The organism is Ancalomicrobiaceae bacterium S20, from assembly GCA_040269895.1.
Lineage (GTDB): Bacteria > Pseudomonadota > Alphaproteobacteria > Rhizobiales > Ancalomicrobiaceae > Methyloraptor > Methyloraptor flagellatus.
Genome location: CP158568.1, coordinates 349,664 through 365,723, shown reverse-complemented (window position 1 = coordinate 365,723; position 16,060 = coordinate 349,664). Strand labels below are relative to the sequence as shown.

The 16,060-nt window shown below is 67.8% G+C and carries 17 protein-coding genes; 6 read left to right on the top strand and 11 right to left on the bottom strand.

The features are described from left to right. Positions 1–140 precede the first annotated feature (140 nt). The 7 genes from ABS361_01660 to ABS361_01630 form a co-directional block, all read right to left on the bottom strand. Positions 141–983, bottom strand: coding sequence for a substrate-binding domain-containing protein (locus ABS361_01660; GenBank protein XBY45035.1), 843 nt, complete (start codon positions 981–983; stop codon positions 141–143). 1 nt (position 984) lies between these two features. Continuing rightward, the gene (locus ABS361_01655; GenBank protein XBY45034.1) at positions 985–1,494 is read right to left on the bottom strand and encodes a c-type cytochrome, methanol metabolism-related; all 510 of its coding nucleotides are present in this window, start codon (positions 1,492–1,494) and stop codon (positions 985–987) included. A 355-nt stretch (positions 1,495–1,849) separates the two neighbouring features. After that, positions 1,850–3,655, bottom strand: a complete 1,806-nt coding sequence (xoxF5, locus tag ABS361_01650; GenBank protein XBY45033.1) for a lanthanide-dependent methanol dehydrogenase XoxF5 — start codon at positions 3,653–3,655, stop codon at positions 1,850–1,852. 389 nt (positions 3,656–4,044) lie between these two features. Then, the gene (locus ABS361_01645) at positions 4,045–4,965 is read right to left on the bottom strand and encodes a quinoprotein relay system zinc metallohydrolase 2 (GenBank protein XBY45032.1); all 921 of its coding nucleotides are present in this window, start codon (positions 4,963–4,965) and stop codon (positions 4,045–4,047) included. 248 nt (positions 4,966–5,213) lie between these two features. After that, positions 5,214–5,966 carry an ATP-binding cassette domain-containing protein gene (locus ABS361_01640; GenBank protein ID XBY45031.1) on the bottom strand — a complete coding sequence of 251 codons (753 nt, stop codon included), beginning with the start codon at positions 5,964–5,966 and terminating at the stop codon, positions 5,214–5,216. Continuing rightward, positions 5,926–6,609 carry an ABC transporter permease subunit gene (locus ABS361_01635; protein XBY45030.1) on the bottom strand — a complete coding sequence of 228 codons (684 nt, stop codon included), beginning with the start codon at positions 6,607–6,609 and terminating at the stop codon, positions 5,926–5,928. The genes ABS361_01640 and ABS361_01635 overlap by 41 nt, the downstream gene beginning before the upstream one ends. A gap of 198 nt (positions 6,610–6,807) precedes the next feature. Beyond that, positions 6,808–7,788, bottom strand: coding sequence for an ABC transporter substrate-binding protein (locus tag ABS361_01630; protein XBY45029.1), 981 nt, complete (start codon positions 7,786–7,788; stop codon positions 6,808–6,810). 425 nt (positions 7,789–8,213) lie between these two features. On the opposite strand from ABS361_01630, the gene ABS361_01625 reads away from it, so the two are divergent. From ABS361_01625 to ABS361_01615, 3 genes are all read left to right on the top strand, one after another. After that, positions 8,214–9,662 carry an NAD-dependent succinate-semialdehyde dehydrogenase gene (locus ABS361_01625; protein XBY45028.1) on the top strand — a complete coding sequence of 483 codons (1,449 nt, stop codon included), beginning with the start codon at positions 8,214–8,216 and terminating at the stop codon, positions 9,660–9,662. A gap of 162 nt (positions 9,663–9,824) precedes the next feature. Further along, positions 9,825–10,181, top strand: coding sequence for a type II toxin-antitoxin system RelE/ParE family toxin (locus ABS361_01620; protein ID XBY45027.1), 357 nt, complete (start codon positions 9,825–9,827; stop codon positions 10,179–10,181). After that, positions 10,178–10,474 (top strand): helix-turn-helix domain-containing protein, encoded by a 297-nt coding sequence (locus tag ABS361_01615; protein XBY45026.1) that lies wholly within the window; start codon positions 10,178–10,180, stop codon positions 10,472–10,474. The genes ABS361_01620 and ABS361_01615 overlap by 4 nt, the downstream gene beginning before the upstream one ends. Before the next feature lie 105 nt (positions 10,475–10,579). On the opposite strand, the gene ABS361_01610 is transcribed toward ABS361_01615, so the two are convergent. After that, positions 10,580–11,803 carry a lytic murein transglycosylase gene (locus tag ABS361_01610; GenBank protein ID XBY45025.1) on the bottom strand — a complete coding sequence of 408 codons (1,224 nt, stop codon included), beginning with the start codon at positions 11,801–11,803 and terminating at the stop codon, positions 10,580–10,582. Positions 11,804–11,977: 174 nt separating this feature from the next. Between ABS361_01610 and ABS361_01605 the strand changes: the two genes are divergently transcribed. Then, positions 11,978–12,463: a pyridoxamine 5'-phosphate oxidase family protein gene (locus ABS361_01605; GenBank protein ID XBY45024.1), complete on the top strand. Its 486-nt coding sequence runs from the start codon at positions 11,978–11,980 to the stop codon at positions 12,461–12,463. A 3-nt stretch (positions 12,464–12,466) separates the two neighbouring features. On the opposite strand, the gene ABS361_01600 is transcribed toward ABS361_01605, so the two are convergent. Continuing rightward, complete coding sequence (locus ABS361_01600; GenBank protein ID XBY45023.1) at positions 12,467–13,768, bottom strand: cyclopropane-fatty-acyl-phospholipid synthase family protein; 1,302 nt, start codon at positions 13,766–13,768, stop codon at positions 12,467–12,469. A gap of 197 nt (positions 13,769–13,965) precedes the next feature. On the opposite strand from ABS361_01600, the gene ABS361_01595 reads away from it, so the two are divergent. Beyond that, entirely contained in the window at positions 13,966–14,205 is a 240-nt protein-coding gene (locus ABS361_01595; GenBank protein ID XBY45022.1) for a DUF6496 domain-containing protein, read from the top strand. Between the two features lie 69 nt (positions 14,206–14,274). Here the strand turns inward: ABS361_01595 and ABS361_01590 are convergent, their stop codons facing one another. After that, positions 14,275–14,961 (bottom strand): fumarylacetoacetate hydrolase family protein, encoded by a 687-nt coding sequence (locus ABS361_01590; GenBank protein XBY45021.1) that lies wholly within the window; start codon positions 14,959–14,961, stop codon positions 14,275–14,277. A 194-nt stretch (positions 14,962–15,155) separates the two neighbouring features. On the opposite strand from ABS361_01590, the gene ABS361_01585 reads away from it, so the two are divergent. After that, positions 15,156–15,623 carry a TOBE domain-containing protein gene (locus tag ABS361_01585; GenBank protein XBY45020.1) on the top strand — a complete coding sequence of 156 codons (468 nt, stop codon included), beginning with the start codon at positions 15,156–15,158 and terminating at the stop codon, positions 15,621–15,623. Here the strand turns inward: ABS361_01585 and ABS361_01580 are convergent. Continuing rightward, positions 15,592–16,017, bottom strand: a complete 426-nt coding sequence (locus tag ABS361_01580; GenBank protein XBY45019.1) for a ModE family transcriptional regulator — start codon at positions 16,015–16,017, stop codon at positions 15,592–15,594. The two genes, ABS361_01585 and ABS361_01580, sit on opposite strands and share 32 nt — an antisense overlap. Positions 16,018–16,060 lie beyond the last annotated feature (43 nt).

Genomic DNA, 16,060 nt, shown 5'->3' with positions numbered 1-16,060 from the left:
TCATGCCGTCTCCGGTTCGCCCGCCATGCCCCCCGCCCAGGCCACCAGCCCGGCGCATGTCGGTGCGATGCGCATTCGTCCGAGCCCGGGGCGGACCTCGAACCTGACGGGGCGCTCAGGGGCGCCCCGTCGTCCGGGCGTCATGGCTTCGGCGTGATCGGCCGATCGCTCTCGTCGAGGATCGGCACCCCGAACGACACCAGCACCTTGTCGATGTCGTTCTGCCGCGCCTTGATCACGTCGTTGAGCCGATGCTTCCACTCGCTCTCGCCGAAGCGGGTGCCGAAGGTGATGCGGAAGGCCATCGGCGGGCCGTCCTTGTCCTTGACCAGCGGCGTCACGACCATCGGCACGGAGGCCTTCGTCGCAAAATAGCCGCCGATCGGCCCCCACAGCACGCCGGCGTCGATATCGCCCTTGGCGATGTCGGCCAGCATCTGTTCGGCAGGTGAATCGTAGCGGCGATCGACGATCAGGGCATAGGGCTTGGCCTTGCCCATCAGACCGTACTTGAGCACGTAGTCGGACGGCGGCGTGCCGGCGATGATACCGATCCGCTTGTCCTTGAGCCGCGGATCCGCCAGCGTCGTGACATCGGCGAGCGGGCTGTCCTTCTTCGTGATCAACACGAAGGCGGAGCGGTAATACGGATTGGTATTCTGGACGATCTCGGCGCCGGCGGCATAGCCGATCACGACGTCGCAGAGCTTCGTGCCGAGCGTGTTGCGGATGAAGCCGGGGCCCGACGGCATCCAGAAATACTGCAGCGGCAGCTTGAGCTCCGCGGCGATCAGCTCGGCGATCTTGTTCTCGAACCCCTGGCCGTCCTTGTTGGAAAACGGCAGGTTCGACGGATCCGCGCAAACTCGGAAGACCTCGTTGGAAACGACGGCCGCCCGATATTGCGCGGCGGCCGGGCCGAAGCCGGCGGCCACCGCGATCGCGAGGACCAGGGCCCGAACGGTGGTCGGAGCCCGGTTCATCTCAGAACCCCATGCACTGGTTTTCGGCCGTCCGGATCGAGTCCAGCTTGGTCTCGTGCTTCTCCGGGCGCTCGCCGCGCGGGATCGCGCCATCGGCACGAGCCTTGATGTAGACGTAGATGTCGTCGAGGTAGCACATCACGTTGCGGTTGGTGCCGAGCGCGGGCATGACGCTCTCCTTCTCCGCGGTGTGCACGGTGCGGCCGTTCACGACGGTCTCCACGAACTGGTCGTAGGTCATCGTCTTCAGGCTGTCGGCCAGCGCCGGTGCGTAGGTCGAGCCGGCGGCTTCCGGACCGTGGCAGACGTGGCACTCGGAATGATAGCGCCGGAACCCGGAGAACGTGTACCAATCCCAGGTACCGTCTTCCTTCTTGTTGTAGGTCGGATTGCCATCCTTGTCGAGGTATTTGCCCTCTTCGACCTTCACGGCCGGTCCGGCATAGACGTTGGCGGCGGCCAACACAGTACCTAAGAAGACGATAAGACGGCCGCGCTTCGCGATGTTCATGGCTGGATTTCCTCCCGGACGATCGATGTCACGATCGCTCGTTGATTTTGCTTCCCCTCGACTGGATTTAGCAGCAAAAGGCCCGGCGTCAACAGCACTTGAGCCGGGCCTCTTTGTCGCATGTCACACGGACTCGCGATCGGGGCGTAAAGACCGCGGAAATGCTTACGTCCGAGCCTCTCGGAGCGGGCTAGACAATTGGTCGAACCCGCCTTTCGGCGCCGATGGCTGCGCATTCGGGCGTCCGGACCTTGCCGGCTCCTGGACGTCACATTTCCGTGCACGTCGATCGTGCCCGGCTTCAAGACGAAACGCGCGGCCCTTTGGGGGCCGCGCGCGACGTTGGTTCCTGCGATCAGTTCGGCAGGGTGAAGACGGTCAGCTGGCCGCCGAGAGCCGTGTAGCTCTTGAGGCCGGCGTAGCCGCCGACGGCGCCGAGACCGGCGTTCGGGTCGGTCAGGCCGGCCGCGAGGCCGATGCCCGCCCAGCCGCCGACACCCGACAGGATGGCGACGTACTGCTTGCCCTTGTGGCTGTAGGTCATCACGTTGCCGATGATGCCCGACGGGGTCTTGAACTTGTAGAGTTCCTTGCCCGTCGCGGCGTCGACCGCCTTCAGGTAGCCCTCGAGGGTGCCGTAGAAGACGATGTCGCCATCGGTCGACAGAGCGCCCGACCACACCGAGAACTGCTCCGGCAGCGACCAGACGATCTTGCCCTTCACGCCGTCCCACGCGATGAAGTTACCCATGCCGCCGTGGCTGTTCGGGGCCGGATACATCGAGAGGGTGGCACCGACGAACGGCTGGCCCGGGGTGTACGAGACGCGGAACGGCTCGTAGTCCATGCAGACGTGGTTGGTCGGGACGTAGAAGAGCTTGGTCTTCGGCGAGTAGGCCGCCGGCTGCTGGTCCTTGGAGCCCAGAGCCGCCGGGCAGACGCCCTTGGTGTTGACGTCTTCGCCGTTCTGCTCGGTCGAGTACTTGGCGACGACCGCCGGACGGCCGTAGGTCGGGCTGTCCTTCTTCATGTCGACGCCGGTCGTCCAGTTGACCGCCGGATCGAACTTCTCGGCCACGACCAGATCGCCCGTCTCGCGGTTCAGCGTGTAGCCGAGGCCGTTACGGTCGAAGTGCGTCAGCAGCGGGGTCATCTTGCCACCAACTTCCTGATCCGTGAGGATCATTTCGTTGATGCCGTCGAAGTCCCACTCGTCGTGCGGGGTCATCTGGTAGACCCACTTGGCCATGCCCGTGTCGGCGTCACGCGCCCAAATGGTCATCGACCACTTGTTGTCGCCCGGACGCTGCTTCGGGTTCCAGGTCGAGGGGTTGCCCGAGCCGTAGTAGACCAGGTTCAGCTTGGGATCGTACGAATACCAACCCCAGGTGCAGCCGCCACCGGTCTTCCACTGGTCGCCCTGCCAGGTCTTGATCGAGGAGTCCTTGCCGACCGGCTTGCCGAGGCTGGTGGTCTTCTCGCCGTCGACCAGGATCTGATCGTCGGGGCCGACCGAATAGCCGCGCCACACCTTCTTGCCGGTCTTCATGTCGTAGGCGGTGACATGGCACTGCACGCCGAACTCACCACCCGAGATGCCGACGATGACCTTGTCCTTGACCGGGAGAACGGTCGCGGTGTTGGTCTCGCCGCGCTTCGGATCGCCGTTGACGACCTTCCACACTTCCTTGCCGGACTTGGCGTCGAGCGCGACGACCGTGGTGTCGGCCTGGTGCAGGAAGATCTTGCCGTCGGCGTAGGCGAGGCCGCGGTTGACGGTGTCGCAGCACATGACCGGGATGACCGACGGATCCTGCTTCGGCGTGTACTGCCAGAGGATGCGGCCGTCGTTGTTCAGGTCGAGCGCATAGACGATGTTCGGGAACGGCGTGTGGACGTACATCACGTCGCCGACCACCAGCGGGGAGCCCTCGTGACCGCGCAGAACGCCGGTCGAGAAGGTCCAGGCCACCTGAAGCTTGCCAACGTTGTCCTTGTTGATCTGGCTGAGCTTCGAGTGACGGGTGTTGGCGTAGTCGCCGGTCTGCAGGACCCACTGGTTCGGATCCGCCGTCAGCTTGCTGACCTCGTCGTTCGCCAGAACCGGCGTGACGAGCGCAGCCGACCCGAACAGAGCCGAAAGAATGCGCGTGTTGATCATTTTATGCTTCCTCCCAGATGCGCGCGATCGTTCACCCTCGGCGCGCAAGGGTGTCGTCGTACGCCTACTAATGGGACCAACATCTCCGGCAGCGTGTCACGACCCGACGTGAAGCCGGTCCCGCGCTGAGGGTTCTTTTCGACCCTGCCTGGCCTGCGATCTCCACCCGACGCTCCCAGACGCCAAGTGGTTGAAGCCGAAGACTGGATAAGAGCCTAATAACACCCTGAGAACCGAACAATACGTATTTTCACGTAAGGCACCGCCACGATCGGCGGACGTGACGTCACGGTTCATATCGGTTTAATGCATTGCAACAGATGGGAATCCTCGAAGCGCGAGTAATCTCGCAAGTGCGAGAAGATATATCATATCACCGGTTGCCGATATCATTCCCACTCCAACTCGTGATAGGCGGCCGTCGCATTGCGTGCGTTGAAGTCCTCGAACAGGTCCCAGGCGTCTTTTTCTCTCATGCCACTGCTGCGCGCCGCCTCGGCGAGGCTGACGCCGTCGCGGATCTTGGCGCGGATCTCGTCGCGCATCCGCGCCAGATAGCGCTCCTGCGGCGCCAATGCCGCCGGCCAGGGCACGGAAGCCGGCCCGTGCCCCGGCACGACGCGGTCGCAGGCCCGCTGTTTCGCCTTGTCCATGACCGCGAGCCAACCGCGCAGCGAGCCGTCGAGAGCGGGCACATGCCGGACGAACAGGAGGTCGGCAAGCCACCAGGTACGGGTCGCCCGGTCGAACACGGTGAGGTCGGCGTTCGTATGCGCGGTCGGGTGCGCCTCGAGTTCCAGAACCCGGTCGCCGAGGTCGACGGTCATGGTGCCGTCGACCGCCACGTCCGGCGGCACGACGGCCGTCCCGGCGAAATCCGCTTCACCGATCAGGCGCTTATTCGCCTCGAGATAGACATCCGCGCGCGCCGCCAGCGCGGCTGCGAGGTTCTTGTGGCCGACGAACTTGGCCCCCAGGCCGACGAAGGCGGCATTGCCGAGCACGTGGTCGGGATGGAAATGCGTATTGATGACGAAGCGGATCGGCAGCGCCGTCCGGGCCCGCACCGCGGCCAGGAGCCGCGCACCGACCTTGGCCGAACCGCCCGTGTCGACCACCGCGACCGCCTCCCGACCGACGATGAAGCCGGCGTTGCCGATCGCCCCGCCGTTGATCGGTGCGGCGAGCTGGTAGGGTGCCTGATAGACGAAGATGCCCGGCGCCACCTCCTGGACCGGCAAGGGCTCCACGGCGCCGTCCGCCGCACGGGCGTCGGAGGCGGCGACCACGCCCACGACCGTCCCGAGCAAGGCCAGACATGCTGCAATGCAGCATCGAAGAGTCGCATTCAGGTCAAATTGACGCATGATTTGTTCTTTCGTCTGATAGGCCCGAAATCGTTGTTTTCGGCTCATGTCCGGCCGCCCGCCCCTCGGTCCGGGAATGGATCGGGCGAGCTTACGCCGGCCGCGCCCCGATCCAAGGGAACAGCGGCGTGCGGCTCGAATCGCGCGGTGTCCCGATTCCGACCTGCCTGCCGGCCTCCGCCTGGGCTTGACTAGGCCTCGACCGTGGCAGGGAAGCGGGTCGCGAGCGCCACGCGCTCCGCCTCGATCCAGACCGCCGTCCGCGCTTCGCGGGGCCGGTCGAGCGTCACCTCGCCGACCACCCGTGTCGGCCGCGGTGCGAGCAGGATCAGCTGGTCCGAAAGCTCGATCGCCTCGCGGATGTTGTGCGTGACCATCAGCACGGTCATGGCGCGCCGCCGCGCGGCCTCGGCGACCAGCCGGCGCAGCCGCGCGGCGGTCGGATCGTCGAGCGACACGAACGGCTCGTCGAGCACCAGCAATGCCGGTTCGACCGCGAGCGCGCGGGCGATTGCGACGCGCCGCTCCATGCCGAGCGACAGTTCGGACGGATAGCGATCGCGCGCTTCCGCGAGCCCGACCTCTTCGAACAGCGCGTCGAGCGGACGATCGGCGCGCGCCTTCGGCAGCGCCAGCCGGACGTTCTCCTCGACCGTGCGCCAGGGCAAGAGTCGCGGCTCCTGGAACACCATGCCGACGCTCTCGTCGCTGCCGGGCAACCGCACCTCGCCCTCGAAGTCGTCGTCGAGGCCGAGCAGGATGCGCAGCGTCGTCGACTTGCCGCAGCCCGAGGGCCCGATCAGCGTCGCAAACGACCCCGGCGTCACCGAGAAGGCGAGGCCGCGCACGGCCTCGACCGCGCCGCCGCGGCCGGAGCGGTAGGTCTTCCGCGCGATGCGGACATCAAGCGCGCCTTGGGCGCCAACGGGTTGCGTGTCGCTCAAGGGGCTGCACCAGCGCATATTCGATGGCGAGCATCACCGCGGCGAAGGCGACCGAGTAGCCGAGGATCGCGGTGACGTCGAACATCTGGAAATAGAGGTGGATCGCGAAGCCGACGCCGTTCGGCCGGCCGAGCAGTTCGACGAGCAGCACGATCTTCCAGATCAGCGCGATGCCCGACCGCGACGCCGCGGCGAAATAGGGCATGAGCTGCGGCAGGATCACGTGCCGGAGCGTCTTCCATGCGGAGAAGCGATAGACCGCCGCCAGTTCGTCGAGCTTGGGGTCGAGCGCCCTTGCACCCTCGCGCAGCGTGACCGCGACGGTCGGGATCTTATTGAGCGCCACCGCCCCGACCGCCGCCGCCTCGGTCAGGCCGAACCAGACATAGGCGAGCACGGTGATGACCAGCGCCGGCGTGTTGAGCAGCACGACGAGCCAGGTATCGGCGACCCGATCGACCGCCCGGAACCGGCCCATGGCGATGCCCGCAGCCGCGCCGATCGCCATGGCCACGACAAAGGCCGCGACCACCCGCGCGAGCGTCATGCCGAGATTGCGCAGGAGATCGCCCGACGCGGTCTCGGCGACGATGAACCGCGCGACCGCACTCGGCCCGGGCAGGGTCGACCGCCCGGTCGCCATCGCCGCGACCTCCCAGATCGCGACCAGCGCGACGAGCGAAGCGACACGCCAGCCGATCGCGCCGAGCCGGCCGCCCGCGCCACCCCCTCCCCGACCGCACGCCCGTGGCCGAGCCGGACCCGCGCGGCGGCGGGGCCGAACCCGGCCTCGCCCCGCGTCGTCTCGCCCGTACTGATGGCGCCGTTGTCGAGTGCCACGTCACTTCCCCTGCCAATAGGTCCCGTCCGGCAGCGTCTTTGCCGGGCCGACCAGCCTCTCGCCGCCGATCGCGGCGATCTGGGCATAGAGCCCGGCCGCGTCGCGCGCCTCCTCGGCGATCGGCCGCGACGGCACGCCCTCGACGAAACGCCGCTTCAAGGCCGCGAAGGTCGCATCGTCGTCGGCGCGCATGATCGGCCGGATGCGCGTCCACTCGGCATCCTGGCCGGCGAGCAGCGCCTTCGCCGCGCGCGATGCGGCAACGAACCCCTTCACCAGATCCGGATGCGCATCGGCAAAGTCCTGCCGGAACACATAGCCGATCAGCGCGACCTGCCCCTCCGCGCCGAGCCCACGCGCCGCCCCCTCGACCGAGACGAGCTCGCGAAAACCCTTGGCCTCCAGCCGCGCCGCGAAGTTCCAGTAGATCAGCGCCGCGTCGAGTTCGCCGCTCTCGAGCTTCTGCTGCAACAGCGGCGGCGCGCCGTACACCGGCTCGGCCTCGCGGGCGAGATCGAGCCCGGCGGTCTTCTTCGCGTAGGCCTGCAGCAGCAGCCAGCCCTTGTCGAGCGGACCGCCGGCGACGCCGATCTTCTTGGCCTTGAGGTCGCCGACCGAACGGATCGGCGCGCCGCTCGCGACCATGACCGAGCCTTCGGCGGCCGAGAACGGCACATAGACCACCGGCTTGCCCTCGGCCCGGAGTCGGGCCGCCCACAGGACGTCGGAGACGATCGTATCGACCTCGCCGGCCTGAAACGCGATACGCGCCGCGTCCGGCGAAGCGAGATCGACGGTCTCGACCGCGACGCCATTCGCCGCATCGAGCTTGTTGGCGCGGACGACGTCCATCTCCCAGGCGACGGTGCCGAACTTCAAAATGCCGACGCGCACACGCTCCGCCGCCCCGGCCCCGCTGGCGCCCGTGCCGGAAAGGCCGGCGGCGAGAGCGAGGACGGCGAGCAACCTTGAGAATTTCATGTGGAGAATCCCGTCTCCTGGCGTTTCCCGATGGTCTTGGTGTTTCCGGCATCAAATAGAACCGACCAGCGGATGACAAGCCATCAAATCGTGATCGTGATCGCACAAGCATAAGTGCCAACTAAGAAATCTCGGTTCGCGCCAGTGCTCGGCGCGCATTGCCGCACCCCTTCCGCCGCGCCCGGCTTCCCATACGGCGGTGCGGCTCCCGTGCGGGGCCCGCCGGCATGCAAGGCCGACCGCGCCCCCGCAGTGCCTCCCGCTTCGCGCAACGCTGCCCGATGCGCCGTGCAGCGACGAAAAGCGGCTCCTCACTTGACCCGACGCCCGTCATCACCGACCTGTTCGGCCTGCCGACGCTGCGGCCGCGCCCTCGAGGCGGCGGCCGCGCCGCCCGCCGCATCCCTTTCATCCGAGGATCCGACATGCTCAAGAAGACGAACCCCTGGCTGCGCGAGGCCAACCTGATCGGCGGGAGCTGGGTCGCAGCCGACGACGGCGCGGTCATCGAGGTGTTCAATCCCGCGACCGGCGAGATGATCGGCACGATCCCGGCGGTCGGCCGCGCCGAGGTCAAGCGCGCCATCGACGCCGCCAACGCCGCCTTCCCGGCCTGGGCCGCCAAGACCGCGGCCGAGCGTGCCGCGATCCTTCTGAAGCTCGCCGGTCTGATCCGCGCCAATCTCGACGCGCTCGCCGAACTGCTGACGCTCGAGCAGGGCAAGCCGCTCGCCGAGGCGCGCGGCGAGGTCGGCGGCTCGGCCAACTATGTGCAGTGGTTCGCCGAGGAGGCCCGTCGCGTCTACGGCGATACCATCCCCTCGCCCTGGGCCGATCGCCGCCTGATGGTGACGCGCGAGCCGGTCGGCGTGGTCGCGGCGATCACGCCGTGGAACTTCCCGTCCTCGATGATCTCGCGCAAGGTCGCCGCCGCGCTCGCGGCCGGCTGCACGGTCGTGGTCAAGCCGGCCGAGCTGACGCCGTTCTCGGGCCTCGCCTGGGGCGTGCTCGCCGAGGAGGCCGGCATTCCGGCCGGCGTCGTCAACATCGTGACGGGCCATGCCCCGCCGATCGGCGACGAGTTCCTGGAGAACCCGCTCGTCCGCAAGATCACCTTCACCGGCTCGACCGCCGTCGGCAAGATGCTCGCCGGCCGCGCTTCGGCCGCGATGAAGCGCGTGTCGATGGAACTCGGCGGCAACGCGCCCTTCATCGTCTTCGACGACGCCGATCTCGATCGTGCCGTCACCGCGGCGGTGCAGTCGAAGTACCGCAACTCCGGCCAGACCTGCGTCTGCACCAACCGCTTCTACGTCCAGGCCGGCGTCTACGACGCCTTCGCCGAGAAGTTCGCGGCCGCGGTCAGGGACCTGAAGGTCGGCAGCGGCTTCGAGGCCGGCGTGGTCCAGGGCCCGCTGATCGACGATCGCGCCGTCAAGAAGGTCGAGAGCCACGTGACCGACGCGGTCGCCAAGGGAGCGACCATCCTGACCGGCGGCAAGCGCCACGCGCTGGGGCACGGCTTCTTCGAGCCCACCGTGCTGCGCGACGCGACGCCGGACATGAAGATCTCGACCGACGAGGTCTTCGGCCCGGTCGCGCCGCTGTTCCGCTTCGAGACCGAGGACGAGGCGGTGCGCCTCGCCAACGCCACCGAGTACGGCCTCGCCGGCTACTTCTTCACGCGCGACCTGTCGCGCGCGTTCCGGGTCGGCGAAAAGCTGAAGTACGGCCAGATCGGCATCAACGAGGGCGTGATCACCACCGAGGTCGCCCCCTTCGGCGGCGTCAAGGATTCGGGCGTCGGCCGCGAAGGCTCGAAGTACGGCCTCGAGGACTACCTCGACATCAAGTACTGGTGCATCGGCCTCTGAGGCCGGTCGGCACGCGAGAAACACAAAGGGCGGGGAGCGATCCCCGCCCTTTTTCAATGGTCTTTTCCCGATGGAGAAAGGTCCGTTTCGGACTTTCAATCGGCAGGGATAGCATAGGCCGAGCTGGAGCTTGAGGTATCTAAGCCATTGGAGTAGTCTGCAATGGATCGTTCAGCGCCGGTGACGGTCGTCGAGACCCCGGAGTTCCTCTCGGCTGCAAGACGGATCATGGACGACGAAGAGCGTGCAATGCTCGTCGACTTTCTGGCTCAAAATCCCAAGGCTGGAGACGTGATCGAAGGGACCGGAGGCATCCGCAAGCTGCGCTGGCGGCTCCCCGGACGTGGCAAGAGCGGCGGCGCGCGAGTGATCTACTTCTTCCATAATGGGTCGATGCCGCTTTTCGCGCTGACTGCATACGCCAAGAACGACACCGCCGACCTGAGCCAACGCGACCGCAACGACTACTACCGACTGACCACGCTACTTGTCGAAGCGTATTGGAGGAAGACCAGATGAACGGCGTAGCCGATGCGATCCGTCGTGGACTCGAGCAAGCGATTGCTTACGCGGACGACGCCACCGACACGTCGGGCTACGCCGTGCACGTTCCTGCCGACATCGACGTCAAGGCGATCCGGGTTCGACTTGCCATGACGCAAGAAGAGTTTGCCGCCCGGTTCGGCTTTTCCCTGGGCACGGTGCGACACTGGGAGCAGGGCTCCCGCCGACCGGAGGGGCCGACACGCGCTTACCTTTTGGTGATCGACCGCGCGCCGGAAGCGGTTCAGAAGGCGCTGAGGGCGAGCTGACGCGCACCGCGTGGCGCTTCCCCCAGATAACCTCCCGCTCATTCATCTATCGACCCGCCCAGCTCTCACCGGACGGGTCGACGACCCTCGCAACGACAGATCCCCTCACCGCCCCGCGCGCATCGCCGCGAGCAGTTCGACCGTCGGATAGCTGTCCGCCGGCAGACCATACTTGAGCTGCGCCTGCTTGACCGCGGCGCGTGTCGCGTTGCCGAGACGGCCGTCGGCGGGTTCGTTGGAGAAGCCCTGGCGATGCAGGAGCGTCTGCAGCTCCCTCATCTGCTCGGTCGTCATCATGCCCGGCGCGCTGCCGCGCGTGACCGGCGCCGCGCCGTCGAGGCGGGTCGCGTAATAGGCGGCGGTGGTCGAATAGACCATGGCCTTGTTCCAGCCGAGATAGGCCTGGAAGTTCGGATAGGCGAGGAAGGCCGGACCGAGCCGGCCCATCGGCAGGATCAGCGAGGCCGGCAGGCCGTCGGCGGTGAGCGGCCGGCCGCCGGTGCGGGTCACGCCGGCCTTGGCCCATTCCTGCCGGGTGTGGGTGATATCGAGCCCGGCCTCCTGCCAGGGCAGGTTCGCCGGCACATGCACCTCCTCGAGCCAAGGCTCGCCGCGCCGCCAGCCGAGCCCGACCAGGAAGTTCGCGGCGGACGCCATCGCATCCGGCACGGAATTGCGCACGTCGCGCCGGCCGTCGCCGTCGTAGTCGACGCCGTACTTGAAATAGTCGGTCGGCGTGAACTGCATGTGGCCGAGTTCGCCGGCCCAGTCGCCGAGCATTTCGGACGGCTTCAGGTCGCCGCGCTCGACGATGCGCAGGAGATCGATCAGCTCGGGGCGGAAGAAGTCCGGCCGGCGGCAGTCATAGGCGAGCGTCGCGACCGCCGTGATCACCGGCAGCTTGCCGAGATCGGAGCCGAAGTCGGTCTCCAACCCCCAGAAGGCGACCAGCACCTCGGGCGGCACGCCGTACTGCTTCTCGATGCGCGAAAACAGGGCCGCGTGGGTCTGCAGCATCTTCTTGCCGCGGCTCATGCGGTCTGCCGATACCATGCGGTCGGAGAACTGCAGGAAGCTCTGCTGGAACACGCCCTGCCCGCGGTCGCGGCGCACGATCGACGGATCGAAGGCGACGCCGGCGAGCCCGGTCTCGATCGCGGCGCGCGACACGCCCTTGGCGGCGGCCTCCGCCTTGACGTCCGCAAGCCATTTGTCGAACGGGCCGTCCTTCTGACACGGCACGGCGGCCGAAGCCGCGCTCGCGGCGATCACCGACGTTCCAATCGTCAGGGCCGCAACGAGCCCGCGCACACGCAATCCGAATCGCATTGTTGAACCTCTCGTTCGAAGTGGCGCGACTGTGGCGAGGCTTCGTGGCGGCGCAAGGGCGATCATGACGGGTTTGTGAGGTTCGGCCCGGCCGGAACCCCGCGCCACCGCTCCCGTTCTCTCTCCGACGCCTGCCACCGCCGGTGGCGGCACCATCCGAACCGGGAGCCCCCCATGAGCCATGGCACCATCACCGCCGACGACGTCTGGGATCGCATCGAGGATGAACATGTCTGCATGCTGGTCACCCACGACGGCGGCGCGATCGAGGCGCGGCCGATGTCGCCGATGTTCGATCGCGAGAGCCGCGCGATCCGGTTCCTGACCGGCGACCCGTCCGAGAAGACCGACGAGATCCGCGCCGATTCCACCGTGTCGCTGGTGTTCTGCGATCCCGCCGAGGGCGTCTATGCCACGGTCGAAGGCACCGCCAACCTGTCGCGCGATCCGGCCCTGATCCGGTCCTTGTGGAGCTCGGTCGCCGACGCCTACTTCCCCGAGGGCCCCGACGGGGGCCGCGCCGCGGTGCTGACGGTCCGGCCGAGCAAGGCGCAGTTCTGGGAGGAGGCGAGCACTGCGAGCCAGGCCTGGGAGATCCTGACCGCCAGTCTCTCCGACAGCCCGGCCGACCTCGGCCGCTCGGGCGAGACCCGCATGTGAGGATCAGGCCGGCACGGCGGTCACGGCAACCGCGGCCGCCGGCACCGACACCGGCACCGGGCGCGCCGGCAACACGGCCTCGCGCGCCCGGTAGCGTGCTTCCCGGTCGGCGATGTAGTCGCGGGTGATCGGCAGCACGTCGTTGCGCTTGGCGAGCTGGACCTGAAACACCACCACGTCCTCGAAGCGGAACGCCGCCTCCGACATGGCGAGGTAGCATTCCCACATGCGACAGAACCGCTCGTCGGTAAGCCGCAGCGCCTCGTCGCGACGCGCGAGGAAGCGCTCGCGCCACATCCTGAGCGTCTCGGCGTAGTGGAGCCGCAGCACCTCGATGTCGGTCACCGCCAGACCGGACCGCTCGATCGCCGGCAGCATCTCCGACAAGGTCGGCAGATGCCCGCCGGGGAAGATGTAGCGGGTGATCCACGGGTTGGTGTCGTTCGGTCTGCCGGTCAGGCCAATTGTATGCAACAGCATCACCCCGTCGTCGGCGAGCCGGTCGGCGCTGACGCGGAAAAAGGCGTCATACCAAGCGCGCCCGACATGCTCGAACATGCCGACCGAGACGATCCGGTCGAACGTGCCTTGCGTCGCGCGGTAGTCCTCGATCGCGATGTCGATCCGTTCCTGGAGCCCCGCGGCGCGGACGCGGGCGGCGGCGACCGCGGCCTGCTCCTTCGACAGCGTGATGCCGCGCACCCGACCCGCCTCCGCGACGTCCGCAAGGTAGAGCGCGAGCCCGCCCCAGCCGCAGCCGATGTCGAGCACGCTCATGCCCGGCTCGATCCCGAGCTTGGCCGCGACGTGCCGCTTCTTGGCGCGTTGAGCCTCGTCCAGCGTCGCATCGGGATGCTCGAAATAGGCGCAGGAATATTGCAGGTCGTCGTCGAGGAAGAGCGAATAGAGCCGGCGGTCGAGGTCGTAGTGGTGCTCGACATTGTGCCGGGCGCCGGCGAGGCCGTTTCGCGCGAACAACGGCCGGAGCCACGCGCGTATTGTATGCAACAAACGTCCCGGCAGCCGGCCGCGGTCGCCGTGATTGTCCTGCAGCAGCACGCGCAGGAGATCGTAGACCGTGCCGCGTTCGACCACGAGCCGGCCGTCGGTGAACAGCTCGCCGAATTTCAGTTCCGGATCGGCGATCAAGGCGAGCGCAGCCCCGCCGTCGGCGAGCCGCACCGTGACGCGCGGCTCGTCGCCCGAGCCGACCGAGAAGCGCGAGCCGTCCGGCGTCACCACGTCGAGACGGCCGGTGGCGATCAGCGGGCGCAGCGCCCGTTCGAGGAGATGTTCGGCGGCCACGCGGTCACTCCCTCTCGATGACGCGAAAGCCGAGCTCCAGCTCGGCCCCTGCGACCAGTCTCAAAGCAGAGCCCCACACGTCGGTTCCCCACAGGGGACGTCGTTGCAGCCTTGCATGAAACGCAAAGCTCTCGGTCCGGCCGAACCGCGACGTCACCAGGCCGTTGACTGGAACCGAGGATCGGGAGGAGGCACGAATGCCCAAGGAGACCAAAGGCCAGAAGGAAACCGTCGATCGCGTGATGCACGAATACAAGCATCACGAGCTGAAGTCGGGCAGCGGCAAGACGGTGAAGAACCCGAAACAGGCGATCGCCATCGCGCTTCACGAGGCCGGCGCCTCCAATGAGCAGAGCCCGGCAGAAAACCGCAAGGCCCTGGCGAAGACCAAGGCCAAGGAGCGCAAGGGCGAGACGGCGCGCGATCGGAAGAAGTGATCGCCGGCCTCGCATGCGAACGGGCGCCGGAAACACCGGCGCCCGTCGGTGTTCTCTACGGCGTGGGTCTCAGACGATTCGCGTCAGGATCTCGCCGACCCCTTCGACGCTGCCGTGCAGTGCCTCGCCGCGCACGGTCGGCCCGACGCCGTCCGGCGTGCCGGTGAAGATCAGATCACCCGGCTCCAGCGCGACGAGGCGGCTCAGACAGGCGATCGTCTCCGGCACCGACCAGATCATCTTGGCGAGATCCGACGACTGCTTGATTACCCCGTCGACGCTGAGCGTGATTCCGCCCTTGGCGGGGTGCCCGATCACCGACGCCGGCTGGATGAAGCCGATCGGCGCCGAGGCGTCGAAGCCCTTGGCCATGTCCCAGGGCCGGCCGCCCTTCTTGGCGGCGGCCTGGAGATCGCGGCGGGTCAGATCGATGCCGACCGCGTAGCCATAGACATGCGCCAACGCATCGCCCACCGCGATATCGCGTCCGGCGGTGCCGATCGCGACCACCAGCTCGATCTCGAAATGCAGCTCGGCGGTCTCGGTCGGGTAGGGCGTCGCCGCGCCGCTGGTCACGATCGCGTCGGCGGGTTTCGTGAAGAAGAACGGCGGCTCGCGATCGGGATCGCCACCCATTTCGCGGGCGTGATCGGCGTAGTTGCGCCCGACGCAGAAGATGCGGCGCACGGGGAAACGGCCGCCGCCGGCGACGGGAACCGCCGGCTGCGCCGGTGCGGGAATGACAAAGGCGGTCATCTGGAGCCTCTCCGACAGTGAACCGTCCGGCAGCCCTATCGCCTTCGCCGCGAAAAGGAAACAGCACCGGACGCGCTGCCGGCATCCGGATCGGAGACTGGAGCTTGCGCCCGGCTTGTGGAACTCTCGTCGTCGTACCAGCGCGCGCGGATCCCGACGGGAGGCCGCGCGTTGCAACGTGGGACCGACCGCCGATGCACGCCGCGCCCCTGAGCCAAGACCCCAGATCGCCCTGGCCGAGCACGGCCATCTTCGCGCGCGTGCTGCGCCACGACCGGACCTACGGCCTGTCGACCCTGCAATTCGCCGACGGCGAGTTGCGCGTGCCGGCGGTCGATTTCGAGATCGGCCACGGGGTCAGCGTCGAGATCGACGCCCGCGACGTCGCCGTCGCGCTGTCGCGGCCGATGGACATCTCGATCACCAATCGCCTGCCCGGTACGATCCTGGCGGTCGAGCCGCTGGCCCTGCCCTATGTCCGGGTGACCTTCGATCTGGGCACGACACGGCTCGACGCGCTCGTGACCACCGAATCGGTCGAACGCCTCGGCCTGGAGCCGGGCCTGCGGGCCTGGGCGATGGTGAAGGCCGTTGCGATCGAGAAAGCCGCGATCAGCCCGGAGGGCGAGGTCACGCCTCGTCCGTGGCCGCCCGCGCCGTGAGGTCGGCATCGGCCCCCTCGACCCTGAACGACCAGTCGAGCCCGGCGACCAGTTCGCCGAGTGCCGCCCCCGCGGCCGAGCGCGAGCGGCGCTCGACCGAGCGATAGAGCGCGATCAGCCGCTCGCCGAACGGCGTCAGTTCCGAGCCGCCTTCGCGGCGGCCGGGATGGGTCGTCACCGCCGGGCTCTCGAAGCCGCGCGCCAACGCATCGACCATCAGCCAAGCCTTGCGATAGGAGATGCCGAGCGCCTTGGCGGCACCGGTGATCGAGCGAACGCGCCGGATCGCCTCGAGCAGCGCGACGTCCTCGGCCGACAGGCGCACGCCGTTCGGCAGCGCGATCGTGATCGTGAGATCCGCGCCCGTCGCCTTGCCGCCGCCGCTGCCGTCCATGGCCCTTCCGCTTCCCCGTTCTGCGAGGCCCGTTGCCCCCGGC